Raw genomic sequence first — 22849 nt, 5'->3', positions numbered from 1 at the left:
TCCTCAGAGATAAAGGTAGAGACGAACCTTGCTGGCCGTCAGGTTGCCCATTTGGGAAGCGGCGACAATGCTGCCGTGCGCCGGAACGATGACTCTCTGCGCCGGTTCGCGCGGCGTTATTTCCAGCCCTTTGTCGTCATACCAGTAATAACGATAGTGGATCACCACCGGCGTCTCGCGCTGGTTATAGAGCACGCTGCGCGCGCGCTGCTGTCCATCTTCTTCGTCTACCACCGGCTCGTCGGTAATGATGCCGGCAGAGAGCACTGAAGACTCCATCACCAGCGACTGCGATGTGTCGATCATCGGTTTATCACTACTGCAGCCTGCCAGAGTCAGCAGGAGCGGCAGGCCTGTCAGCCATTGACGCATAAGTCGCTTCCGTAGGGAAAATCAGTCGGCCAGCATTGGACCCAGCGGACGCCCGCCGAGCAAATGCATATGAATGTGATAAACCTCCTGACCGCCGTGACGATTGCAGTTAACGATCAGGCGATAGCCGTCCTGATCGATACCCTCGGCGCGCGCGATTTTCGCCGCAGCGGTAAACAGACGGCCCAGCGCCTGCTCGTGAGCGGGCAGCGCGTCGTTAGCGGTGGGAATCAACACGTTAGGGACGATCAAAATATGGGTCGGCGCTTTGGGAGAGATGTCGCGAAACGCAGTGACCAGCTCATCCTGATACACCACGTCGGCGGGGATTTCGCGACGGATGATTTTACTGAAAATAGTTTCTTCAGCCATGGTGCAATTCCTTAAGCCTGTTTGACAGTCAATCAGTATGCGTGAGGAATTTGTTTTCTTTCAAGCTCAGGACCACTTTTCCCTGATTAACTGCCTGCCTTTACACCGTTTTTACAACTTCTTTTTCCTGTGCGCCGCTTCGCAATTTACCACGTTGCCTGACGCTAAAATGAAACGCTGTTTCATAAATTAGAAATACGCCGCCCTTTTCTTTGCGTCATTGCCAGCCAGGAGACGGCCCTGTCGAAATTGCGAAGGTTTGCCCCGCGCTGGGGCTCTACTTTCTATTCATTCCGAGTGTGTCGTCCGGATAACAAAGGATGTAGTGACTATGGCTATAAAGGAGCATCCGTATGCGAACGCGTAAAATTGGTTTTGGCCACTATCTGGCTTACGGCTCCGGGGACTTTCTCGGCGCAGGCACCACGGCGCTTACCGCCGCCTGGCTGCTCTATTTTTATACCACCTTCTGCGGCCTGACGCCCATCGAGGCGACGTTTATCTTCGCCGCCGCGCGCGTGCTGGACGCGGTGGTCAGCCCGCTGATGGGCTTTCTGACTGATAATTTCGGCTCAACCTGGCTGGGCAAGCGCTTCGGCCGCCGCAAGTTTTTTATTCTGCTCGGCATTCCCTGCGTCTTCAGCTACAGCCTGATGTGGATCGGCGATATGAGTTTCTGGTGGTATCTCGCCACCTATCTGCTGTTCGATATCGTCTACACCATGATTCTGGTGCCCTATGAGACCCTGGTGCCGGAAATGACCGACGATTTCAAACAAAAGACCCGATTTTCCGGCGCACGTATCGCGCTGGCGCAGCTGTCGGCGATTCTGGCAGCCTTCCTGCCGGGCATTTTGATCGGCGCGCTGGGCAAAGATAATCCGCTCTCCTTCTTTTACGCCAGCCTGGTCTTTTCGATTATCTGCGCGCTGGTGCTGACGCTGGTCTGGCTCTTCACCTGGGAGCGCGATCCGGCCGATTTCTCCGAAGAGTCGCGCCGCGCTGAGGAGGAGAAACGGCAGCTGACGCTGCTGCAGAACCTGAAGCGTCTCTATGTCGAGCTTGCCTCCACGCTGCGCATCCGCATTTTTCGTCAGCATCTCGGCATGTATCTGGGCGGCTATATCGCGCAGGACGTTTTTAACGCCGTCTTTACCTGGTATGTGGTATTCGTGCTGATGCAGAGCGCGCAGATCGCCTCCAGCCTGATGGGCACTATGGCGGTGCTGCAGTTTATCGCCGTGATGGGCATGATCCCGCTCTGTATCCGTCTGGGTCCGGCGCCCGCCTATCGTCTGGTCGTCACGCTGTTCGCCGCCGCCGCGATCTCCTACGCCGGCCTCTGGTATGCGGGCATGAACGACAACTTCTCCCTGCTGCTGCTGATCTCCGCGCTAGCGGGCCTTGGACGCGGCGGCATCAACTACGTTCCCTGGAATATTTATACCTATATCGCAGACGTGGATGAGGTGATTACGGGTCAGCGCCGCGAAGGGATTTTCGCCGGTATTATGACGCTGACCCGCAAAGCGTCTCAGGCGGGCGCGGTGATGCTGGTCGGCATCGTGCTGCAGCTTTCCGGCTTCGTCTCGGGCCAGGCGACGCAGGCCCCGAGCGTGAGCCATACCATTCTTGGCATTCTCAGCCTCGGCACCCTGTGCGTGCTGGCGTGCGGTTTCCTGGTCTCGCTGCGTTTCAAACTTAATCTGCAAACCCACACCGTGCTGCGCGAAGAGACGCAGAAAATGCGTGAAGCTGACCGCGTTTTGCCGGAGCGCATTACGCCGGAAGCCCGCAGCATCGTCGAAACGCTGGCCGGCATGCCTTATGAAAATCTGTGGGGCAATAACAATATCGGCTTCCTTAACCGTCATAAACCGGCCGCGCCGCCGCTGACGTCCGCGCGTCCGCTCGCTTCTCCCCTGACTACGACCCTGAAACGATAGGAATGAACCATGACTGTATTCCCTGTGAAACAGAGTGCGCTGTTGTGCCAACCAGAATTTCTGCTGCCGCGCCGGGAGCTGTTGCAACTGATTCACAAGCTGACGCAAAACCTGGTGAATATCACCGATGAAACGGGAGACTTCCTGCTGCGTCTTGACGACGGGCGCGTGATTGATACCAAAGGCTGGGCAGGCTGGGAATGGACGCACGGCATCGGCCTTTACGGCATGCTGCACTATTATCAGCAAACCGGCGATAAAGAGACGCTGGGGATTATCGACGACTGGTTCGCTGCGCGCCTTGCGGAAGGCACGCCGACCAAAAACGTCAATACCGTGGCGCCTTTTCTGACGCTGGCCTGGCGCTATGAAGAGACCGGCAACGCCGCCTGGCGTCCGGTGCTGGAGCGCTGGGCGGAATGGGTAATGTATGAGATGCCGCGCACTGAACAAGGCGGCCTGCAGCATATCGTCTACAACAATGAAAACCATCAGCAACTCTGGGACGACACGCTGATGATGAGCGTGATGGCGCTGGCGAAAATCGGCCAGCTGCTTAATCGTCAGGAGTTTATCGAAGAAGCCAGCTATCAGTTCCTGCTGCATACGCAATATCTGATGGATCGACAGACCGGACTCTGGTTTCACGGCTGGAACTTCGAGGGGCGTCATAACTTCGCTCATGCGCGCTGGGCGCGCGGCAACAGCTGGATCACCATCGCGATCCCTGACTTTCTTGAGATGATGAACTGGCCGGAACAGCATGCGACGCGCCGCTTCCTGCTGCAGGTGCTGGAGAGCCAGGTGAAAGCGCTGCGCGCCTGCCAGCATCCGAGCGGCCTGTGGCATACGCTGCTGGACGATCCCGACAGCTATCTCGAAGCGTCGGCGACTGCGGGCTTCGCCTACGGCATTATCAAGGCGGTGCGCAAGCGCTATCTCAGCGCTGACTATCTGCCTACCGGGCTCAATGCGCTGCGCGGCGTTATCGCCAATATTGATGAGGAAGGCGAACTGAAGCAGGTCTCGTTCGGCACCGCAATGGGCAGCGATCTTGACTACTACCGCACCGTTCCGCTGACCTCAATGCCTTACGGACAGGCGATGGCGCTACTATGCCTGACGGAGTACCTGCGGGTCTATCTCTGAATACCTGGCGCAAACAAAAAAAGCCCCTTACGGGGCTTTTTCTTTATTGCCGTTACATACTGCGAATGTAGTCGTCCATATCGGTTTTCAGGTTATCGGACTTGGTGCCGAAAATCGCCTGAACGCCGGAGCCTGCTACCACGACGCCACGGGCGCCCAGGTTTTTCAGCTCGGCCTGATTAACCTTGCTGACATCCGCCACGCTGACGCGCAGTCGGGTAATACAGGCGTCCAGGTTCGTGATGTTCTCTTTGCCGCCGAAAGCGGAGACCAGTTTGCCAGCCATCTCGCTGCCGGTCGCGGAAGAGGACTCGGTCGTCGTCTCTTCGCGGCCAGGCGTTTTCAGATTCAGCTTCACGATCAGCACACGGAAAATGGTGTAGTAAACCAGACCGTAAATGATGCCGATAACCGGGAAGAGCCAGATTTTGCTGCTGTTGCCGCTCAGCACGATAAAGTCGATCAGGCCGTGCGAGAAGCTGGTGCCGTCACGCATACCGAGCAGAATACAGATCGGGAACGCCAGACCGGCCAGAATCGCGTGGATCACATAGAGGATCGGCGCAACGAACATAAAGGAGAACTCGATCGGCTCGGTGATGCCGGTCAGGAACGCGGTCAGCGCAGCGGAGATCATGATACCGCCCACTTTGGCGCGGTTCTCAGGTTTCGCTGAGTGCCAGATGGCGATTGCCGCTGCCGGCAGACCGTACATCTTGAACAGGAAGCCGCCAGAGAGTTTGCCCGCCGTCGGATCGCCCGCCATATAGCGCGGAATATCGCCGTGGAAAACCTGACCTGCCGCGTTGGTGAATTCGCCGATCTGCATCTGGAAAGGAACGTTCCAGATATGGTGCAGGCCGAAAGGCACCAGCGCGCGCTCAACCACGCCGTAAATACCGAAGGCGACAACCGGGTTCTGGTAGGCAGCCCACTGTGAGAACTCCTGAATTGCCGAGCCAATCGGCGGCCAGATAAAGGAGAGCACGACACCCAGAACGATCGCCGTCAGGCCGGAGATAATCGGCACAAAACGTTTACCGGCAAAGAAGCCCAGGTATTCCGGCAGCTTGATACGGTAGAAGCGGTTGAACATATAGGCTGCAATCGCACCGGCGATAATGCCGCCCAGCACGCCGGTATCCGCCAGATGATGCGCGGCAATATCCTCAGCCGAAAGATGCAGCACCAGCGGCGCGACTACCGCCATGGTTTTCACCATGATGCCGTACGCCACCACCGACGCCAGCGCGGAAACGCCGTCGTTATTGGTAAAGCCGAGCGCCACGCCGATAGCGAAGATCAGCGGCATATTAGCAAACACCGAGCCGCCCGCTTCCGCCATAACATGGGAAACGACGGCTGGCAGCCAGCTAAAGTTTGCCGAACCAACACCTAATAAAATACCGGCGATCGGCAGAACCGATACCGGCAGCATGAGCGATTTACCGACCTTTTGCAGGTTCGCAAATGCGTTCTTGAACATAGCCTGAAGCTCCTGAGTATGAGTGCGATTTTGCGCAGTGCGCTGGGTCGTGGGGGAGGATCCGCAACCCGTCTGGCGGTGACCGCCTTGTAATTATTACGAAGGGTAAAATAAATCAGCTGGCGTTACTTTGATGACTATCACGTTTCCAGGAAACATGGCGCTGGATATCAGTATATTCTGACTGACAGCGCGCGGTTTACCCCCATAAAACAGTAGCCCTGCCTTAAAAAGCAGGGCTATTAATCGTTATTATCGAATTATTACAGACTATGAAATAAAACCTTAACCACCGAGTCGGCTTAACGGCACGCGGAAAAGCGTAGAGAAGTTCTGCGTGGTGGCGGCAGCCAGGGTTTCAATATCTACCCCTTTCAGCACGGCAAGATACTCCGCTACGTCGCGCGTATAAGCTGGCTGGTTCTCTTTGCCGCGATACGGCACCGGCGCCAGATAAGGCGAATCGGTTTCCACCAGCATGCGATCCAGCGGAACATAGCGCGCCGCTTCGCGCAGCTGTTCGGCGTTACGGAAGGTCACAATGCCGGAAAAAGAGATGTAGAAACCCATATCCAGCAGCTTCGCCGCCGTCGCCTGATCTTCGGTAAAGCAGTGCAGCACGCCGCCGCAGCGCTCAACCTGCTCTTCGCGCAGGATAGCCAGCGTATCGTCGCGCGCGTCGCGGGTATGCACGATAATCGGCTTGTTCAGCGCAATACCGGTGCGGATATGCTCGCGGAACGACATCTGCTGCTGCGCCTTAGTTTCCTGCTGATAATAGTAGTCGAGGCCGGTTTCACCCAGCGCCACGACGCGCGGATCGGCGGCCAGACGACGAAACTCTTCCACGTCGTAAGGCTCTTCCTGATTCAGCGGGTGCACGCCTACTGAGAGTGCAATATTTTCGCGCTCGCCGACCAGCGCTTTCAGCGTATGAAAACCTGGCAGCGTGGTGGCGATCGCCAGCATAAATTTCACGTCGCGCGCGGCAGCTTTAGCGATCACGTCATCGAGATCGCGATGGTTCTTTTCATAATCCAGGCCATCAAGATGGCAGTGTGAATCCACAATAAACATAACGGTCTCGTTTTGTCGTTAAGCGACTACGCCGGGCTTACGTTTGTCAGCCCAGCTCAGAAGTCGGTCGGTTAACAGAAGTTCGCGGTTAACGGCGGCCACGTGGAGCAGCTGTTCCCGGCACTGCATCCACTCGCGCGCGCTCTCATCCAGCGCCCGGGCGGAGAAGGTCTCTGACAGCAGCGCAACCACATCCTGCCGATCGGGATTGCTCAGCCAGCGCGTCGCGCCCTGCTGCCATTTGATCGCATCCACCAGCAGCGCCATCAGCCAGCTGATGCGCGCGGCGACATCCTCGGCGTTGAGCGCCGGAAGCAGCAACAGAATATCCTGCTGCAGCGCGGCTGGCAGCGCGTCGCACAACGTCTGGCGCGCCTGCCAGCGCGCAGGCTCCAGCAGCTGTAGCGCCGCCGCCGGCGCGCCCGCGCTGAGGCGCAGCGCAGTCTGTAACGCGGCCGTCTCCTGCGGTGTTTGCTTGCTCAGCCACTGCAGGCTTTGCGCCTCATCCGGCGGCGCCAGAGAGAGCGCCATACAGCGACTGCGCAGCGTGGCTAACAGTCGCGAAGGTTCACGGCTGCTGAGAAAAAACCAGCTATTGGCCGGCGGCTCTTCCAGGGTTTTTAACAGCGCATTCGCCGCTGATTCGCTCAGCTGCGCGGCATCGGGAAGCCAGACGATTTTCGCACCGCCCTGCTGGGCGAAATGATAGAGCGTCTCCGTTACCTGGCGCACCGCGTCAATACCCAGCGTGCTTTTGCCTTTTTCCGCCTCCAGCCGATACCAGTCGGGATGCGTCTGCGCCTGCATCAGCTGGCAGCCGTGACAGAGGCCGCAGCTTTTCAGCCCGTCCGGCTGCTGGCACATCAGCCAGCGGCTGACGCCCCACACCAGCGCATCATCCCCCATGCCCGCGATCGCCTGAATCAGCAGCGCATGATGGGCGCGACCCGCCTGGTGCTGACCGATGATATAGCGGTAAGGCTGGTTCAGCCACGGATACCAGTTCATGCCTGCTGTTCCAGCCAGCGCGTCAACGTCGCTTTAATCGCCTGGGTAACGCTGGCGAGCGGCTGCGTGGCGTCCACGGTCAGGATGCTGCGGTCCTCGGCCGCCAGCGCCAGATAGCGCTCGCGAGTGCGTTCAAAAAAGCGCAGCGATTCCTGCTCGATGCGATCCAGCTCGCCGCGCGCCCGGGCCCGCTGCAGGCCAATTTCCGGCGTAACGTCGAGATAGAGCTGAAGATCGGGACGGAAATCGCCCAGCACGGCATCACGCAGGGTGCGCATCAGCGCGCTGTCCACTCCGCGTCCGCCGCCCTGGTAGGCCTGCGAAGAGAGATCGTGCCGATCGCCAATCACCCATGCGCCGCGCGCCAGGGCGGGCTTAATGACGGTATCGACCAGCTGCACGCGCGCGGCATAGAGCATTAGCAGCTCCGCTTTGTCAGTCACCTGCTCGCCTTCGATGCCCTGCTTCACCAGGACGCGCAGCTGCTCCGCCAGCGGTGTGCCGCCCGGCTCGCGGGTGAACACGATATCCTGAATGCCCCGTTCGCGCAGCGTGGCGACAATCGCCTCGCGCGCAGTGGTTTTCCCGGCGCCTTCCAGGCCTTCAATGACGATAAACTTACTTTTCATCTTTTTCCTTTAGCGTTTGCCGGTAAGCCTGTACCGCCTGGTTATGACTGGCAAGATTGGTGGTAAAGGTGTGACCGCCCTTGCCGTCGGCGACAAAATAGAGGTAACTGGTTTTTTCCGGATGTGCCGCCGCTTCCAGCGAGGCTTTGCTCGGCGCGGCGATCGGGCCTGGCGGCAAACCGTTAATCGTGTAGGTATTGTAATCGGTCGGCGTCTCAAGGTCTTTACGCGTCAGCGTGCCTGTATATTTATCGCCCATGCCGTAAATCACTGTGGGATCGGTTTGCAGCTTCATGCCGGTGCGCAGCCGGTTGATAAACACTGAGGCGACGCGCGCGCGTTCGGCGCTGACGGCGGTCTCTTTCTCAATGACCGACGCCATGGTCACCATCTCCTGCGGATTTTTGTAGGGCAAATCCGCCATGCGCTCCCGCCAGATCTGGTCCACCAGCGCCGTCATGCGGGCATGCGCGCGCTGCAGCAGCGCAATGTCGCTGGTATTGGCGGTATAGAGATAGGTATCCGGATAGAAGCTCCCTTCCAGCGCCAGCGGATCGATATTAAGCGTTTTCGCCAGCGTGGCGAACTGATCATCTTTCAGCGTGTGTCGGAGATAGGGGGCGGCGCGCAGCTCGGCGAGCCATTCATTAAGACGCTGGCCTTCTACCAGCCGCAGCGGAAACTGCGCCTCTTTACCGCTGGCGAGCAGCTGCAGCAGCGCCCGCACCGTCATTCCTTTCTCCAGCCGGTAGGTGCCCGCTTTAAATCGGGCCAGTTCCGGCTCCAGCTTAAGCAGCGGGCCAAACCAGATGCTCTGCGGAATAAGATGCTGGCTCTCCAGCTGCGCTTCCAGCGCTACCCGGCCGGTGCCCGCCGGCAAGGTATAGATAGTTTCCTGGTCAATGGTTAACGGAGCCGCGGCGAAGCGCTGGATCTGCCAGTAGCTAAAGGCCGCCGCAAGGATCAAAATCGCCGCAGCGACGGCGAAAATTTTTTTAGTTCGACTCATTTTGCTTCCATTAAATAGCCGCTTTCCTGTAACCGGCGGTAAAGCGTGCGTTCGCTGAATAATCTGTCGTCCAGCTGCCGCACCGGCAACACCGGCATCAGGGCATTGCAGATAACGATTTCGTCGGCCGCCAGCAGCTGCGCTGGCTCGCAGCGTACCACATGACAAATCTGGCCTGCGGCGGCCATTTGCGCCATCAGATAGCGCCGCATGACGCCATCGACGCCGGACTGCGTCAGGTCGGGCGTAAAGATACGATCGCCCTGCCGCCAGAATAAATTGGCCGCACAGCATTCCACCACGTAGCCCGCAGTGTCAAGCACCAGCGCCTCGTCGGCGTCGCTCTGGTCGAGATGCGCGCGGATCAACACCTGCTCCAGGCGATTCAGGTGCTTAATGCCCGCCAGCAGCGGGTTCTGCGCCAGCCGGACCGGACTGGTTTGCAGCTTAACGCCCTGCGCCTGCAGCGGCAGATAATGGTGCGGCCATGGCGCAATCGAGACGATGCGCGTGGCGCCGCTGCCACCTGTGCGGCTGTAGCCGCGTCCGCCTGAGCCAGCGCTGATAATGACTTTTAGTACCGCCTGCTTGTGCGGCTGCGCGGCAACGCGCATTTCTCTCTCCAGCCGCGTCCAGTCAACCTCGGGCATCATCAGCCGTTCGCAGCCCTGGCGCAGCCGCCGCAGGTGCGCGTCCAGCAGCTGAATATGGCCATTATCGACCGCCGCCGTGGTAAAGCAGCCATCACCAAACTGCGTCGCGCGATCGCTGGCTGAGAGAGTAAGTTGCTCCGTTCCGTTGATCCACATGGGGCTCTCCCGCAAGGAAAAGCGCTATGGTAGCGCTTTGTATTGTGATAATCCGTTTCAGAGCCTTTCTGAATAGAAAAAAGGCCCGCATTTGCGGGCCTTTTGCCAGAACGTGAATCGTCAGACTTTACGGAAGATCAACGAGCCGTTAGTGCCGCCGAAGCCGAAGGAGTTACACAGCGTGTACTCCAGGCCGCTGACCTGACGCGCCGTGTGGGGCACGAAGTCGAGATCGCAACCCTCATCCGGGTTATCCAGATTGATAGTCGGCGGAACGGCCTGGTCGCGCAGCGCCAGGATCGAGTAGATAGACTCTACCGCGCCTGCCGCACCCAGCAGATGGCCGGTCATTGATTTGGTCGAGCTGACCATAACGGTTTTCGCTGCAGCGCCGAAAATGGTTTTTACCGCCTGCGCTTCTGCTTTGTCACCCGCTGGCGTAGACGTGCCGTGCGCGTTAACGTAGCCGATCTGCTCCGGCGACAGCTGCGCATCACGCAGCGCATTTTCCATCGCCAGCGCTGCGCCTGCGCCATTTTCCGGCGGCGAAGTCATGTGGTAAGCATCGCTGCTCATGCCAAAGCCGACAATTTCCGCATAGATCTTCGCGCCGCGTTTTTTAGCGTGCTCATACTCTTCCAGCACGATAATGCCTGCGCCGTCGCCCAGCACGAAGCCATCACGATCTTTATCCCACGGACGGCTTGCCGCCTGCGGGTTATCGTTGCGCGTAGAGAGCGCGCGCGCAGCGCCAAAGCCGCCGACACCCAGTGGGGTGCTGGCCTTTTCTGCGCCGCCCGCCAGCATCACGTCAGCATCGTTATAGGCGATAATGCGCGCCGCATGGCCGATGTTGTGCACGCCTGAAGTACAGGCTGTCGCGATAGAGATACTGGGGCCTTTCAGGCCGTACATAATCGTCAGGTGCCCTGCAACCATATTGACGATGGTCGAAGGAACAAAGAACGGACTGATTTTGCGCGGACCGCCGTTGACCAGCGAGGTGTGGTTCTCTTCAATCAGACCCAGTCCGCCGATGCCGGAACCAATCGCCGCGCCGATACGACCAGCGTTCTCATCGGTCACGACCAGACCCGAATCCTGCATAGCCTGCACGCCGGCAACAATACCGTATTGGATGAAGTCATCCATCTTGCGCTGATCTTTGCGCGAGATGATTTCATCACAATTAAAATCTCTTACAATGCCAGCAAATCGGGTTGCGTAGGCACTCGTATCAAAATGGTCGATCAGGTTAATGCCGCTCTGACCGGCAAGGAGAGCACTCCAGGTAGACTCTACGGTTTTGCCGACAGGAGACAACATGCCAAGACCGGTCACAACTACACGACGCTTAGACACGTTCGTCCTCCAGGGAGGGGAAATATAAACTCTGTGGGACAAGCATAAAACTCAGGCGGTCGAGCGACCGCCTGAAGATATTCATTAGCCTTGGTGGCTATTGATGTAGTCGATCGCTGCCTGAACGGTAGTGATTTTCTCAGCTTCTTCGTCTGGAATCTCAGTATCAAACTCTTCTTCCAGAGCCATTACCAGCTCAACGGTGTCAAGAGAATCAGCACCCAGGTCTTCAACGAAAGATGCAGAGTTAGTTACTTCGTCCTCTTTCACACCCAGCTGCTCAGCAATGATTTTCTTAACGCGTTGTTCGATATCGCTCATACTATTTAATTTCCTATCAAAACTCGCTTTCGCGATGGTTTTCGTAGTGTATAAAATGTTGAAAAAGATGCAACAAAATCCCGGCTGGTCGAACCACGATTTTACGCTATTTTGCGGTTTTTACCGCAAATAATGCAAATGATTTCGTGAATATCAGACCATGTACATGCCGCCATTGACGTGCAGCGTCTCACCCGTGATGTAGGCTGCTTCGTCAGAGGCTAAAAATGCAACAGCATTGGCGATTTCCTGCGCGTCGCCTAAACGACCTGCCGGAACCTGCGCCAAAATGCCGGAACGTTGCTCTTCGCTCAGTGCACGCGTCATGTCCGTCTCAATAAAGCCCGGTGCCACGACGTTTACGGTAATGCCACGTGACGCAATTTCGCGCGCCAGTGATTTGCTAAAGCCAATCAAACCCGCCTTGGCTGCTGCGTAGTTTGCCTGGCCCGCGTTGCCCATGGTGCCAACAACGGAACCGATGGTAATGATACGACCCACACGTTTTTTCATCATGGCGCGCATAACTGCCTTAGACAGACGGAAAACCGACGTCAGGTTGGTATCCAGGATATCCGCCCATTCGTCGTCTTTCATGCGCATCAACAGATTATCACGCGTAATGCCTGCATTATTGACCAAAATATCTACTTCGCCAAATTCTGCGCGAACCTTCTCCAGCACGCTGTCGATCGATGCGGGATCGGTCACATTCAGCAGCAGACCTTTGCCGTTATCGCCGAGGTAAGCACTGATGGCTTCTGCGCCGCTTTCGCTTGTCGCGGTGCCGACAACTTTGGCGCCGCGTGCAACCAGCGTTTCCGCGATAGCGCGGCCGATACCGCGGCTCGCGCCTGTTACCAGCGCAACTTTACCTTCAAAGCTCATGATTTTCCTCTTATTCCTGTTCAAGGGCCGCAGAAAGCGACGTCGGATCGTTTACCGCTGCCGCCGTCAGGCTGTCCACAATGCGTTTGGTCAGACCCGTCAGCACTTTGCCCGGTCCCATTTCCAGCAGCTGAGTAATGCCCTGTGACGCCATAAATTCTACGCTCTCGGTCCAGCGAACCGGGCTATAAAGCTGACGCACCAATGCGTGACGGATCGCCGCCGCATCGCTTTCGCATTTTACGTCAACGTTGTTCACCACCGGAACGGACGGCGCGTTGAAAGTTATCTTTTCCAGCGCGACCGCCAGCTTGTCCGCTGCGGGCTTCATCAGCGCGCAGTGCGACGGCACGCTGACCGGCAGCGGCAGCGCACGCTTCGCGCCAGCGGCTTTACAGGCTGCGCCCGCACGCTCGACCGCCTCTTTATTTCCGGCGATCACCACCTGACCCGGCGAGTTGAAGTTAACCGGCGAAACCACCTGCCCCTGCGCGCTCTCTTCGCACGCTTTGCGAATCGAGGCGTCATCCAGGCCGATAATCGCCTGCATCGCGCCGGTGCCTTCCGGCACCGCTTCCTGCATCAGTTTGCCGCGCAGCTCCACCAGCTTGATCGCATCGGCGAAATCAATAACGCCTGCGCACACCAATGCGGAGTATTCGCCCAGGCTGTGACCCGCCATCAGCGACGGCTGCTTGCCGCCCTGCTGTTGCCAGACGCGATAGATCGCGACGGAAGCGGCCAGCAGCGCAGGCTGCGTCTGCCAGGTCTTATTCAGCTCTTCAGCCGGTCCGTTGCTGACCAGCTGCCACAAATCATATCCCAGCGCGTCAGACGCTTCGCGGAAGGTCTCTTCCACTTGCGGATAGCTTGCCGCCAGCTCTGACAGCATGCCGACGGTCTGTGAACCCTGACCGGGAAAAACAAATGCAAATTGCGTCATCTTCAGTTCCTGTGAATCAAAAGCGAACCAGTGCAGAACCCCAGGTGAAACCGCCACCAAAGGCTTCCAGCAGAATCAGTTGTCCGGGTTTGATACGGCCGTCGCGTACGGCTTCATCCAGCGCGCTGGGCACCGAGGCCGCCGAGGTATTGCCGTGACGGTCCAGCGTGACCACCACTTTGTCCATGCCCATGCCAAGTTTTTTCGCCGTCGCGCTGATGATGCGCAGGTTAGCCTGATGCGGCACCAGCCAGTCGAGCATTTCGCGATCGAGATTGTTTGCCTGCAGCGTTTCGTCAACGATGTGCGCCAGTTCGGTCACCGCGACTTTAAAGACTTCGTTGCCAGCCATGGTGAGATAGGCGGGTTCGTCCTGATGGGCGCGATTCTGGTAAGGGAGCGTCAGCAGCTGGCCATAACGGCCGTCAGCGTGCAGGTGAGTAGAGATGATGCCCTGCTCTTCGCTCGCGCCTAATACCACGGCGCCCGCGCCGTCGCCGAACAGAATAATGGTGCCGCGATCGTTCGGGTCAAGGGTGCGCGCCAGCACGTCGGAGCCAATCACCAGCGCGTGTTTTACCGCGCCGTTTTTGATGTACTGGTCCGCGACGCTCAGAGCGTAGGTAAAGCCTGCGCAGGCCGCTGCCAGATCGAATGCGGCGCAGTCGTTGATGCCCAGCATCTGCTGGATCATGCAGGCCGAGCTGGGGAACGCATGGCTGGATGAGGTGGTGGCGACGATAATCAGTCCGATCTCGCTGGCCTCTACGCCCGCCATCTCCAGCGCGCGCTGCGCGGCGGCGAAGCCCATGCTGGCCACGGTTTCATCCGGCGCGGCAATGCGGCGCTCGCGGATGCCGGTGCGGGTTACGATCCACTCGTCCGACGTCTCCACCATTTTTTCCAGATCCGCATTCGAACGCACCTGGCTAGGCAAATAGCTGCCCGTACCGATAATTTTGGTAAACATCTAGGCTTTGTCACTCCTGGCTAATACAGCATCAAGGCGCGCGGCGATTCGTTCGGGAACCTGCCGTCGCACCGCCTGCTCTGCCTGCTCTATCGCCACGGCGAAGGCGCGTTGATTCGCTGCGCCATGGCTTTTGATCACTGTTCCGCGCAATCCTAACAGACAAGCGCCATTATACTGGTCGGGGTTGAGATGCCCGAAGCGCTGCGCCAGACGTTTCTGAATCCAGCGCCCCAGCAGCTTCAGCCACCATGACCGTTTTTTCCCCTCCCCTGAAGATTTCAGCAGGGAAAGGAACATTCTTACCACGCCTTCCATGGTTTTCAGCGTGACGTTGCCGACGAATCCGTCACACACCAGCACATCTGTCTTGCCGGTAAGCAGGTCGTTGCCTTCCAGGTAACCAATATAGTTAATGTGTTCGGATGCTTTTAGCATACTGGCGGCGCCGCGGATACTCTCCAGCCCTTTGGTCTCTTCCTGACCAATATTGAGCAGCGCGACGCGAGGATTGGGGATCGCTAATACTTCTTCCGCCATCACCGCGCCCATTACGGCAAACTGCACCAGCATTTCGCTGTCCGACTCAACGTTAGCGCCTAAATCCAGCACTACCGTTTTACCGCGCTGCTGATGCGGCAGCACGGTCATTAACGCCGGGCGTTCAATGCCGTCCAGCGGTTTTATCATTAATTTCGCCAGCCCCATCAGGGCGCCGGTATTGCCGGCGCTGACACAGGCCTGCGCTCGTCCCTCTTTCACCAGCTCCAGCGCAATGCGCATTGAGCTGCCGCGGCTGTTGCGGATCGCCTGTGAGGGCCGCGCATCGCTTGCAATAACTGACTCCGCAGGAACAACCTGCAAACGCCCCAGTAAGGAGGAATCCGCTTTGGCAAGCAATGGAGTGATGTCGTCGGGAATGCCGACCAGAAGAAGATTGAGATGCGAATGAGAGGCCAGTGCCTGCAATGCTGCAGGCACTGTCACGCAGGGACCGAAATCCCCGCCCATGGCATCAATAGCCAGGGTCAAACGTGTCAAAGTATCACCTTGCTAAGCGCAAGTCTTACTTGGTGATAACCTTGCGACCGCGGTAGTAGCCATCCGCAGTGATGTGGTGACGCAGATGCGTTTCGCCAGAAACTTTATCTACAGACAGGGCAGCGGTGGTCAGCGCATCGTGCGAACGACGCATACCACGCTTAGAACGGGTGGGTTTATTCTGTTGTACGGCCATGGACCTTACTCCTATTACTTACGCTTTAAACTGGCTAATACGGCAAATGGGTTTGGTTTTTCCGCCTCTGCAGGCAATTTGCCAAAGACCATGTCCGCCTCGGACACTTCACAGTGTTCAGAATCATGCACCGGAACGACCGGCAGGGCGAGAATGATTTCATCCTCGATCACCGCCAGCAGATCGACTTCGCCAAAATCATCGACGTCGATCGGCTCGTAGGCTTCCGGCAGTGCCTCGGCCTGCTCATCATTTGAGACAGGACTGAAGCAATAGCTTACGTGGACAGAGTGAGGAAACGGCTGGTTGCAGCGCTGACAGCGCAATGTAACCTGCACATCCGCTGTACCTTGCAGTACGGCGAGGCGCTGGCTGTCAACCGCAAACGACATGGCACATTCCACGTCACTGTCCACACTAACAACTGAGTCGGCTACGCGCTCCACCTGTTCAGGGGTGTAAACGCCCTGATAATCGAGGCGTTTTTGAGCGGCGCGGACCGGATCCAGCGTCAGGGGTAATTTTACCTTTTGCATAGGGCGCGCATATTAACTTTGTAACGTCATAGAGTCAAAGAAAAAGGCCGTGTAACAGCATCTTTCACCAGTTATTCGCATCCAGTGCGGCGCACAGTTTAAAATGAGTGTCACCAATTCGCCATTACTATTGTGAAAAAATGCCTGTCTCAATTCTTTTAGCCTCAACCTCGCCTTTCCGCCAGGCATTATTAGGCAAGCTCGGCCTGCCTTTTATTACCGCTGCGCCAGAGGTGGATGAAACGCCGCACGCCGGTGAAGATGCGGAAACGCTGGTCACGCGCCTCGCCGTCGCCAAAGCGCAGGCGCTGGCCGCCGACTATCCCGATAGCTGGATTATCGGCTCGGATCAGGTATGCGTGCTCAACGGCGCGATTACCGGCAAGCCGCATACCCCCGCGCGCGCCTTTGCGCAGCTACGTCAGGCGAGCGGCAACGCCATCACCTTTTACACCGGACTGGCGCTCTACCATCCCCGCAGCCAGCGGCTATTGCAGTGCTGCGAACCTTTTGTGGTGCACTTCCGCCCTCTCAGTGATGAGGAGATCCGCACCTATATAGAAAAAGAGCAGCCTTTACAGTGTGCAGGGAGTTTTAAAAGCGAAGGGATGGGGATTTGCCTGTTTGAACGGCTGGAGGGGCGCGACCCGAACACGCTGGTCGGCCTGCCGCTCATCGCGCTTAACAGCATGTTGCGGACGGTCGGCATCAACCCGCTGGGGTGACGCCGACCCTGCGTTAGCTTTTCTGCTGACGCAGCGCCTTCAGGCAGCGTTTAAGCTCTTCATCAAGCGGCGCTTCTAAACGCAGCGTCTCACCGCTGTTGGGATGAGTAAACGTCAGCGCGGCGGCATGCAGGAACAAACGACGCAGCCCGGTAGCGGCCAGCTGACTGTCGAATTCGCGCTCGCCATAGCGGTCGTCGAAGGCGATAGGATGACCGGCATGCAGCGTATGGACGCGGATCTGGTGAGTACGGCCGGTAACCGGGCTTGCCTTGACCAGCGTGGCGAAGGCGAAGCGCTCTTCGACTTTAAAGCGCGTTTCCGACGGCTTGCCTTCGCTGCTGACGCGCACTATGCGTTCGCCGCTCTGCAGAATATTCTTCAGCAGCGGCGCCTGCACCACTTTCAGGTGTGAGGGCCAGCTGCCGCGCACCAGCGCCAGGTAATCTTTTTGCATCCCCTTTTCGCGCAGCTGCTCATGCAGCGAGCGCAGCGCCGACCGCTTTTTGGCGACCAGCAGCACGCCGGAGGTATCGCGATCGAGGCGATGCACCAGCTCAAGGAAACGCGCCTCCGGACGCAGCGCGCGCAGCCCTTCGATTACGCCAAAGCTCAGTCCGCTGCCGCCATGCACCGCCGTGCCGGACGGCTTGTTCAGCACCAAGATATGGTCATCTTCAAAGATGATCGCTTCCGCCAGCGCCGCCACCTTCTCCAGCTTAGGCGAAACGGCCTGCTCTTCGCGCTCGGCGACACGCACCGGCGGAATGCGCACCTCGTCGCCCGCTTCCAGCTTGTATTCAGGCTTGATGCGCTTTTTATTCACCCGCACCTCGCCTTTACGCAGAATGCGGTAAATCATGCTTTTCGGCACGCCCTTAAGCTGGGTGCGTAAAAAGTTATCAATGCGTTGTCCGGCATTTTCAGCCGTGATGGCGACAAGCTGTACGCCAGGATTCTCAGTTTTCATGGCGGCGATTCTAAATAGTGTCCTGTGATAGCGCCACCCCTTTTTCTGTGCTTAACTCTCCTCTTGTCGCGCGAAAAAGCGCAGCGTGCGCTGGCTTTTTCAGCAGCCTGCTCATTCGTCCGACATATTAAGGTGTTATGCATCACTAATCTTCATCAGGCGATAAAAGTCGCCTTGCTATATGAAGGTTAGCAATGGAATAATGCTTAAGTTTCTCGTCTGATGCACTTCAGGCCAGAAAAAGAGCTAATTAGTCATTTTGCCGGATGAAACGGACACGCAGCAATGGCGTAAGACGTGATGTTAATTCAGGCACTTAGCGGGCTGCGGGTTGCGGCCTGGACGGAATTTTGAGATGCAGGAGTTATCAGTTTCTCTCCGGCATTTCAGCGCAACGGCGCTGTTTTCCCTTATGAAAAACAGGCCACCGACGTTATTTGCGCCCCTCGCGCAGTCGACAACCGGGAGGTTGACGTAAAGCACTTAGTCACGGGGCCATCGGTCAAAACTCGTCCAGGGTAACTATGCCCGCAGCTTTATCACTCATGTGAGAATAACGAGTCAGAAACGATGAAAAGAATGTTAATTAATGCAACTCAGCAGGAGGAGTTGCGCGTTGCCCTGGTTGATGGACAACGTCTGTACGATCTGGATATCGAAAGCCCCGGACACGAACAGAAAAAAGCCAACATCTACAAAGGTAAAATTACCCGCATTGAACCCAGCCTTGAAGCTGCGTTTGTCGATTACGGCGCCGAGCGCCACGGTTTTCTCCCCCTGAAAGAAATCTCCCGCGAATACTTCCCTGCCAGCTACAACGCACAAGGCCGTCCGAATATTAAAGACGTGCTGCGCGAAGGTCAGGAAGTGATCGTTCAGATTGATAAAGAGGAGCGCGGCAATAAAGGCGCGGCGCTGACCACTTTTATCTCTCTGGCGGGCAGCTATCTGGTGCTGATGCCGAATAACCCCCGCGCGGGCGGCATCTCTCGCCGCATCGAAGGCGACGATCGCACCGAGCTGAAAGAGGCGCTCTCCTCGCTGGAGCTGCCGGACGGTATGGGTCTGATTGTGCGCACCGCGGGCGTAGGTAAATCCGCCGACGCGCTGCAGTGGGATCTGAGCTTCCGTCTGAAACACTGGGAAGCGATCAAGAAAGCCGCAGAAAACCGCCCCGCTCCCTTCCTGATCCATCAGGAAAGCAACGTTATCGTACGCGCCTTCCGCGACTATCTGCGCCAGGATATCGGCGAGATTCTGATCGACAACCCGAAGGTGCTTGAGCTGGCGCGCCAGCATATCGCCGCCCTCGGTCGTCCCGACTTCAGCAGCAAGATCAAGCTCTACACCGGCGAAATCCCGCTGTTCAGCCATTATCAGATCGAATCGCAGATTGAGTCCGCCTTCCAGCGCGAAGTGCGCCTGCCTTCCGGCGGCTCTATCGTTATCGACAGTACCGAAGCGTTGACCGCCATCGATATCAACTCGGCGCGCGCCACGCGCGGCGGCGATATCGAAGAGACAGCGTTCAACACCAACCTGGAAGCCGCCGATGAGATCGCGCGCCAACTGCGTCTGCGCGACCTGGGCGGCCTGATCGTTATCGACTTTATCGATATGACGCCGGTGCGCCATCAGCGCGCGGTGGAAAATCGCCTGCGCGAAGCGGTACGTCAGGATCGCGCGCGCATTCAGATCAGCCATATTTCACGCTTTGGCCTGCTGGAGATGTCGCGTCAGCGCCTCAGCCCGTCGCTGGGCGAGTCGAGCCATCATGTCTGCCCGCGCTGTAGCGGCACCGGCACCATCCGTGACAACGAATCACTGTCGCTTTCTATTCTGCGCCTGATTGAAGAAGAAGCGCTGAAAGACAACACCAAAGAGGTGCACGCCATTGTTCCGGTGCAGATCGCCTCTTACCTGCTGAACGAAAAACGTGAAGCGGTGAACGCGATTGAGAAGCGCCAGGGCGGCGTCCGCGCCATTATCGTGCCGGACGACCGGATGGAAACGCCGCACTACTCCGTGCTGCGCGTACGTAAAGGCGAAGAAACGCAGACCCTCAGCTATCACCTGCCGAAGCTGCATGAAGCCGAAATGGCGATGCCGTCTGAAGAGGAACATGCCGAGCGCCGTCGTCCTGAGCAGCCTGCGCTGGCCGCTTTTGTGATGCCTGACGCGCCGCCTGTGCCTGCAGAGACCCCGGCAGAACAGCCGAAAGCCGATGTGCAGCCTGCGGCCAAACCTGCCGCCGCCGCCGCGACACCGGCCGCAGCAAGCACCAGCACTACCGGCACCGGTTTCTTCAGCCGCCTGCTGAAAAAGCTGTTCGGCAGCAATGAAGCCGCACCGGCTGCACCGGCCGTAGAAGCGACGCCGACGCCGCAGACCAGCAGTGAAGAGAGCGACAGCAGCGCCAAAGAGCGCGGCGATCGTCGCAACAACCGCCGCAACAATAACCGTCGCGAGCGTACGCCGCGCAACGGCGAAAACCGCGAGCCGCGCGAAAGCCGCGAGCCGCGTGAAAACCGTGAACCGCGCGAACCACGCGAAAGCCGTGAGCCGCGTGAAGGCCGCGAGCCGCGCGATAACGCCGATAACCGCCGCAATAAGCGCCAGGCGCCGCAGAATGAGGCACGCGAAGAGCGCAGCCCTGTTCTGAGCGACGAAGCGCGCCAGCAGCGTGAAGAGCAACAGCAGCAGCGTCGCGAACAGCGCGCTGAGCGTCAGCGTCGTCGTCAGGAAGAGAAACGCGCGCAGCAGGAAGCGAGCAAAGTCGTCGAGCAGGCTGTTGCTGAAGTGGTCGAGACGCCGGAAGCGCAGGAAGAAGAGCGCGTTCAGGTCATGCCGCGCCGCAAACCGCGCCAGCTGGCGCAGAAAGTGCGCATTATCGACGAGAGCGAGCAGCCGGTAGCTGAAGCTGTCGAGCCGCAGCCAGAAGTGGCGCGCAGCCTGCCGCAGAGCGAAGAGCCTGTGCTGAACGATCAGGATGAGGCGGAAAGCCGCGACAACGGCAATATGCCACGCCGCTCGCGCCGTTCGCCGCGCCACCTGCGCGTCAGCGGCCAGCGTCGTCGTCGCTACCGTGACGAGCGCTATCCGACCGAGTCCGCCATGCCGCTTGCCGCTGCCGCTGCTTCGCCAGAGATGGCATCCGGCAAAGTCTGGGTACGTTATCCGGTCGCACAGCCAGTTGAGGCTCAGCAGCCGCAGCAGGAAGCGCCGGATTACAGCCAGCAAGAGACCGCAGACGTCATTGCGCTGCCGGTCGCCGCGGAAGAGATCGCGCCGCAGATTGCTGACGAGGTGCATCAGGCTGAACCGCAGGCGGAAACGCCGGTAACGCTGGTTAATACGGATAACACCACGCCGATTGACGCGCCGGTGAACCATGAGCCTGCCGTTATCCCGGCCGCTGACGAAGCGAAAGCGGAAGCGATTGCCGAACAGGCTGTTCCGGCCGCCCCGGTCGAGGAAGAGACGCCTGCTGTCGCTACCGAGATCGCCGCTGAAGCCGCGCATGACGTCACGCCGGAAGCAGAAGCGCAGGTTGAGGAAGTGCTGAACGCGCCGGTTGCGGCGGAAAGCAAACCTGAGCCGATCAGCGAACCGCATGCGCCCGTCCCGGCGCGCGACGCCGCGCCGCAGGAAGTTGCCGTCCGCTTTACGCATCACGCCACCGCGCCGATGACCAAAGCGCCGGCACCAGCCTGGCAGCCGGAGCCGGTACGCCACAGCGACTGGGTACGTTCGCCGTTCGCCTTCGAGGGCAAAGGCTCCGCTGGCGGTCACAGCGCGACGCATCAGGCCACCGCGCCTGCGACCCGACCTGAAAGCGCGGAATAATCTGACGCAACACAGTAAAACCCCGGCTTGCCGGGGTTTTTTATTTCTGTCTCTGGGCCAGCACGGGTGAGGTAACCGCTTGCACCGTGCGCATCAGCCTGCCCATCTCTTCTTTCGTCGCAGCGCCCTGTTACAGGCAAAAAAAATCCCACGATACCGGTCAGGGTCGTGGGACAAAATGAGCATGTCCGGTTCAGGCATGCTCGAATTCCTTTTTATTGTCAGGCGTTAAGCTGGAACAGCGACAGTTTGGACATGTCGGTAAAGGTCTTGTAAGAGGCCTGAAGCGCCGTTTGCTGCATGGTGTAGCTGGAGATAGCCGAGGTGTAGTCCGTATCGACCAGGTTGCTCATTTCGGTGTTCAGGATAACGTCGCGATCGTCGCCCTGCCCATCCAGCGTGCTCAGCTCAGAGAGCTGGGTGCCGATTTCAGAACGCACGGTCAGCACGTTATTCAGCGAGTTGCCCAGGCCGCGGTTAGTTTTATCCATCGCATCCTGGAAGGTCTTTTGCGTAGCGGCGTCAGCATCCGCCTGCGGCGTCTTCAGTGCGGCAATCGCGCTGTCGAGCATGTTAAAAAGATTGGTTTCGCTGGCGCTGCCGTCCGGCTCTTTGGTCGCGTTGCCGGTGATCGACATAAAGATATCGTCGCCGGTGTGTCCCACAGTCATGGTGCGGCTGGTATCGACCTTCTGCGTAATCGCGTCGGTGCCGCCTGTATAGCTCACTGCGCCGCTGCCGTTGTCTGCAAACGGCGCGCTGTCTGTTTTGTAACCGGCGAAGATATAGCGGCCGTTACCATCTTTGCTGTTTGCCAGGTTCAGCAGCTGAGAGCGCAGGCCCTCCAGCTGGGTGGCGATTGAGCCGCGGTCGTCGTCGCTCAGCGTGCCGGTAGAGCCGTAAACGATCAGCGTCTGCGCATCCTGAATGGTGCTGGTCACGCTGCTGAGCGTGTTCTCTTCCATCGACAGCCCCTGGTTCGCAAAGGTGCGCGCCAGCGCGTACTGGCTGCTCTGCGCCTGGGTCTGCGCCAGCACCACCGAGCGTGACGCAGCGATAGGATCGTCTGATGGATTGTTAACGCGGCGGCCGCTGGAGAGCTGCTCGCCGACTTTCAGCCAGGAGGCTTGCGAATCGCTGATACCGCGCACCTGCTGGTTAAAAATCATGTTTGTACTGAGTCGCATGGTTCTT

22 protein-coding genes are annotated in these 22849 nt (G+C 58.3%); 4 read left to right on the top strand and 18 right to left on the bottom strand.

Annotated elements, in window-relative coordinates:
- Positions 1 to 3 precede the first annotated feature (3 nt).
- The gene (locus D7S44_RS03445; protein ID WP_120452063.1) at positions 4 to 372 is read right to left on the bottom strand and encodes a YcfL family putative periplasmic lipoprotein; all 369 of its coding nucleotides are present in this window, start codon (positions 370 to 372) and stop codon (positions 4 to 6) included.
- 21 nt (positions 373 to 393) lie between these two features.
- On the bottom strand, positions 394 to 744 hold the full coding sequence (hinT, locus tag D7S44_RS03440; RefSeq protein WP_120452061.1) for a purine nucleoside phosphoramidase: 351 nt from the start codon (positions 742 to 744) through the stop codon (positions 394 to 396).
- A 353-nt stretch (positions 745 to 1097) separates the two neighbouring features.
- On the opposite strand from hinT, the gene D7S44_RS03435 reads away from it, so the two are divergent.
- Positions 1098 to 2690, top strand: a complete 1593-nt coding sequence (locus D7S44_RS03435; RefSeq protein ID WP_120452059.1) for an MFS transporter — start codon at positions 1098 to 1100, stop codon at positions 2688 to 2690.
- A gap of 9 nt (positions 2691 to 2699) precedes the next feature.
- Positions 2700 to 3839: a beta-galactosidase BglB gene (bglB, locus tag D7S44_RS03430; protein WP_120452058.1), complete on the top strand. Its 1140-nt coding sequence runs from the start codon at positions 2700 to 2702 to the stop codon at positions 3837 to 3839.
- Between the two features lie 52 nt (positions 3840 to 3891).
- On the opposite strand, the gene ptsG is transcribed toward bglB, so the two are convergent.
- The 14 genes from ptsG to yceD all read right to left on the bottom strand — a co-directional run bounded on the left by ptsG (position 3892) and on the right by yceD (position 16114).
- Positions 3892 to 5325, bottom strand: a complete 1434-nt coding sequence (gene ptsG / locus D7S44_RS03425) for a PTS glucose transporter subunit IIBC (protein WP_120452056.1) — start codon at positions 5323 to 5325, stop codon at positions 3892 to 3894.
- Between the two features lie 285 nt (positions 5326 to 5610).
- Positions 5611 to 6402, bottom strand: coding sequence for a metal-dependent hydrolase (locus D7S44_RS03420; RefSeq protein WP_120452055.1), 792 nt, complete (start codon positions 6400 to 6402; stop codon positions 5611 to 5613).
- An 18-nt stretch (positions 6403 to 6420) separates the two neighbouring features.
- Positions 6421 to 7410 carry a DNA polymerase III subunit delta' gene (gene holB, locus D7S44_RS03415; protein WP_120452053.1) on the bottom strand — a complete coding sequence of 330 codons (990 nt, stop codon included), beginning with the start codon at positions 7408 to 7410 and terminating at the stop codon, positions 6421 to 6423.
- Complete coding sequence (tmk, locus tag D7S44_RS03410) at positions 7407 to 8039, bottom strand: dTMP kinase (RefSeq protein WP_120452051.1); 633 nt, start codon at positions 8037 to 8039, stop codon at positions 7407 to 7409. The genes holB and tmk overlap by 4 nt, the downstream gene beginning before the upstream one ends.
- Positions 8029 to 9048 carry an endolytic transglycosylase MltG gene (mltG, locus tag D7S44_RS03405; protein WP_120452049.1) on the bottom strand — a complete coding sequence of 340 codons (1020 nt, stop codon included), beginning with the start codon at positions 9046 to 9048 and terminating at the stop codon, positions 8029 to 8031. Before mltG ends, tmk begins: the two co-directional genes overlap by 11 nt.
- Positions 9045 to 9857, bottom strand: coding sequence for an aminodeoxychorismate lyase (gene pabC, locus D7S44_RS03400; protein ID WP_120452048.1), 813 nt, complete (start codon positions 9855 to 9857; stop codon positions 9045 to 9047). The genes mltG and pabC overlap by 4 nt, the downstream gene beginning before the upstream one ends.
- A gap of 120 nt (positions 9858 to 9977) precedes the next feature.
- Positions 9978 to 11219 (bottom strand): beta-ketoacyl-ACP synthase II, encoded by a 1242-nt coding sequence (fabF, locus tag D7S44_RS03395; protein ID WP_120452046.1) that lies wholly within the window; start codon positions 11217 to 11219, stop codon positions 9978 to 9980.
- Between the two features lie 84 nt (positions 11220 to 11303).
- Complete coding sequence (gene acpP, locus D7S44_RS03390) at positions 11304 to 11540, bottom strand: acyl carrier protein (protein WP_025901771.1); 237 nt, start codon at positions 11538 to 11540, stop codon at positions 11304 to 11306.
- 153 nt (positions 11541 to 11693) lie between these two features.
- Entirely contained in the window at positions 11694 to 12428 is a 735-nt protein-coding gene (gene fabG / locus D7S44_RS03385) for a 3-oxoacyl-ACP reductase FabG (RefSeq protein ID WP_120452045.1), read from the bottom strand.
- A gap of 10 nt (positions 12429 to 12438) precedes the next feature.
- Positions 12439 to 13371, bottom strand: a complete 933-nt coding sequence (gene fabD / locus D7S44_RS03380) for an ACP S-malonyltransferase (protein ID WP_120452043.1) — start codon at positions 13369 to 13371, stop codon at positions 12439 to 12441.
- Positions 13372 to 13387: 16 nt separating this feature from the next.
- Positions 13388 to 14341, bottom strand: coding sequence for a beta-ketoacyl-ACP synthase III (locus D7S44_RS03375; RefSeq protein ID WP_120452041.1), 954 nt, complete (start codon positions 14339 to 14341; stop codon positions 13388 to 13390).
- Complete coding sequence (plsX, locus tag D7S44_RS03370) at positions 14342 to 15382, bottom strand: phosphate acyltransferase PlsX (protein WP_120452039.1); 1041 nt, start codon at positions 15380 to 15382, stop codon at positions 14342 to 14344.
- 25 nt (positions 15383 to 15407) lie between these two features.
- The gene (gene rpmF, locus D7S44_RS03365) at positions 15408 to 15578 is read right to left on the bottom strand and encodes a 50S ribosomal protein L32 (RefSeq protein ID WP_007885783.1); all 171 of its coding nucleotides are present in this window, start codon (positions 15576 to 15578) and stop codon (positions 15408 to 15410) included.
- Between the two features lie 14 nt (positions 15579 to 15592).
- Positions 15593 to 16114, bottom strand: coding sequence for a 23S rRNA accumulation protein YceD (gene yceD, locus D7S44_RS03360; RefSeq protein WP_120452037.1), 522 nt, complete (start codon positions 16112 to 16114; stop codon positions 15593 to 15595).
- Positions 16115 to 16254: 140 nt separating this feature from the next.
- On the opposite strand from yceD, the gene D7S44_RS03355 reads away from it, so the two are divergent.
- A complete protein-coding gene (locus D7S44_RS03355) occupies positions 16255 to 16839 on the top strand; it encodes a Maf family protein (RefSeq protein WP_120452035.1) in 585 nt (194 codons plus the stop codon).
- A gap of 13 nt (positions 16840 to 16852) precedes the next feature.
- Here the strand turns inward: D7S44_RS03355 and rluC are convergent, their stop codons facing one another.
- Positions 16853 to 17809, bottom strand: coding sequence for a 23S rRNA pseudouridine(955/2504/2580) synthase RluC (gene rluC, locus D7S44_RS03350; RefSeq protein ID WP_120452033.1), 957 nt, complete (start codon positions 17807 to 17809; stop codon positions 16853 to 16855).
- Between the two features lie 570 nt (positions 17810 to 18379).
- Here rluC and rne point away from each other — a divergent pair.
- The gene (gene rne, locus D7S44_RS03345) at positions 18380 to 21655 is read left to right on the top strand and encodes a ribonuclease E (RefSeq protein ID WP_120452031.1); all 3276 of its coding nucleotides are present in this window, start codon (positions 18380 to 18382) and stop codon (positions 21653 to 21655) included.
- Positions 21656 to 21876: 221 nt separating this feature from the next.
- On the opposite strand, the gene flgL is transcribed toward rne, so the two are convergent.
- Positions 21877 to 22842 carry a flagellar hook-associated protein FlgL gene (flgL, locus tag D7S44_RS03340; protein ID WP_120452029.1) on the bottom strand — a complete coding sequence of 322 codons (966 nt, stop codon included), beginning with the start codon at positions 22840 to 22842 and terminating at the stop codon, positions 21877 to 21879.
- Positions 22843 to 22849 lie beyond the last annotated feature (7 nt).

This window comes from Pantoea piersonii (assembly GCF_003612015.1).
GTDB lineage: Bacteria > Pseudomonadota > Gammaproteobacteria > Enterobacterales > Enterobacteriaceae > Pantoea > Pantoea piersonii.
This window is presented reverse-complemented; position numbering and strand designations above follow the sequence as displayed.

Bases quoted from the DNA above. Each gene is read 5' to 3' on its own strand.
- hinT (WP_120452061.1), bottom strand. From the start codon at position 744: ATGGCTGAAGAAACTATTTTCAGTAAAATCATCCGTCGCGAAATCCCC.
- rpmF (WP_007885783.1), bottom strand. From the start codon at position 15,578: ATGGCCGTACAACAGAATAAACCCACCCGTTCTAAGCGTGGTATGCGT.
- D7S44_RS03420 (WP_120452055.1), bottom strand. From the start codon at position 6,402: ATGTTTATTGTGGATTCACACTGCCATCTTGATGGCCTGGATTATGAA.
- D7S44_RS03355 (WP_120452035.1), top strand. From the start codon at position 16,255: ATGCCTGTCTCAATTCTTTTAGCCTCAACCTCGCCTTTCCGCCAGGCA.
- rne (WP_120452031.1), top strand. From the start codon at position 18,380: ATGAAAAGAATGTTAATTAATGCAACTCAGCAGGAGGAGTTGCGCGTT.
- rluC (WP_120452033.1), bottom strand. From the start codon at position 17,809: ATGAAAACTGAGAATCCTGGCGTACAGCTTGTCGCCATCACGGCTGAA.
- D7S44_RS03445 (WP_120452063.1), bottom strand. From the start codon at position 372: ATGCGTCAATGGCTGACAGGCCTGCCGCTCCTGCTGACTCTGGCAGGC.
- bglB (WP_120452058.1), top strand. From the start codon at position 2,700: ATGACTGTATTCCCTGTGAAACAGAGTGCGCTGTTGTGCCAACCAGAA.
- flgL (WP_120452029.1), bottom strand. From the start codon at position 22,842: ATGCGACTCAGTACAAACATGATTTTTAACCAGCAGGTGCGCGGTATC.
- fabG (WP_120452045.1), bottom strand. From the start codon at position 12,428: ATGAGCTTTGAAGGTAAAGTTGCGCTGGTAACAGGCGCGAGCCGCGGT.
- D7S44_RS03375 (WP_120452041.1), bottom strand. From the start codon at position 14,341: ATGTTTACCAAAATTATCGGTACGGGCAGCTATTTGCCTAGCCAGGTG.
- mltG (WP_120452049.1), bottom strand. From the start codon at position 9,048: ATGAGTCGAACTAAAAAAATTTTCGCCGTCGCTGCGGCGATTTTGATC.
- yceD (WP_120452037.1), bottom strand. From the start codon at position 16,114: ATGCAAAAGGTAAAATTACCCCTGACGCTGGATCCGGTCCGCGCCGCT.
- D7S44_RS03435 (WP_120452059.1), top strand. From the start codon at position 1,098: ATGCGAACGCGTAAAATTGGTTTTGGCCACTATCTGGCTTACGGCTCC.
- acpP (WP_025901771.1), bottom strand. From the start codon at position 11,540: ATGAGCGATATCGAACAACGCGTTAAGAAAATCATTGCTGAGCAGCTG.
- fabD (WP_120452043.1), bottom strand. From the start codon at position 13,371: ATGACGCAATTTGCATTTGTTTTTCCCGGTCAGGGTTCACAGACCGTC.
- pabC (WP_120452048.1), bottom strand. From the start codon at position 9,857: ATGTGGATCAACGGAACGGAGCAACTTACTCTCTCAGCCAGCGATCGC.
- holB (WP_120452053.1), bottom strand. From the start codon at position 7,410: ATGAACTGGTATCCGTGGCTGAACCAGCCTTACCGCTATATCATCGGT.
- tmk (WP_120452051.1), bottom strand. From the start codon at position 8,039: ATGAAAAGTAAGTTTATCGTCATTGAAGGCCTGGAAGGCGCCGGGAAA.
- ptsG (WP_120452056.1), bottom strand. From the start codon at position 5,325: ATGTTCAAGAACGCATTTGCGAACCTGCAAAAGGTCGGTAAATCGCTC.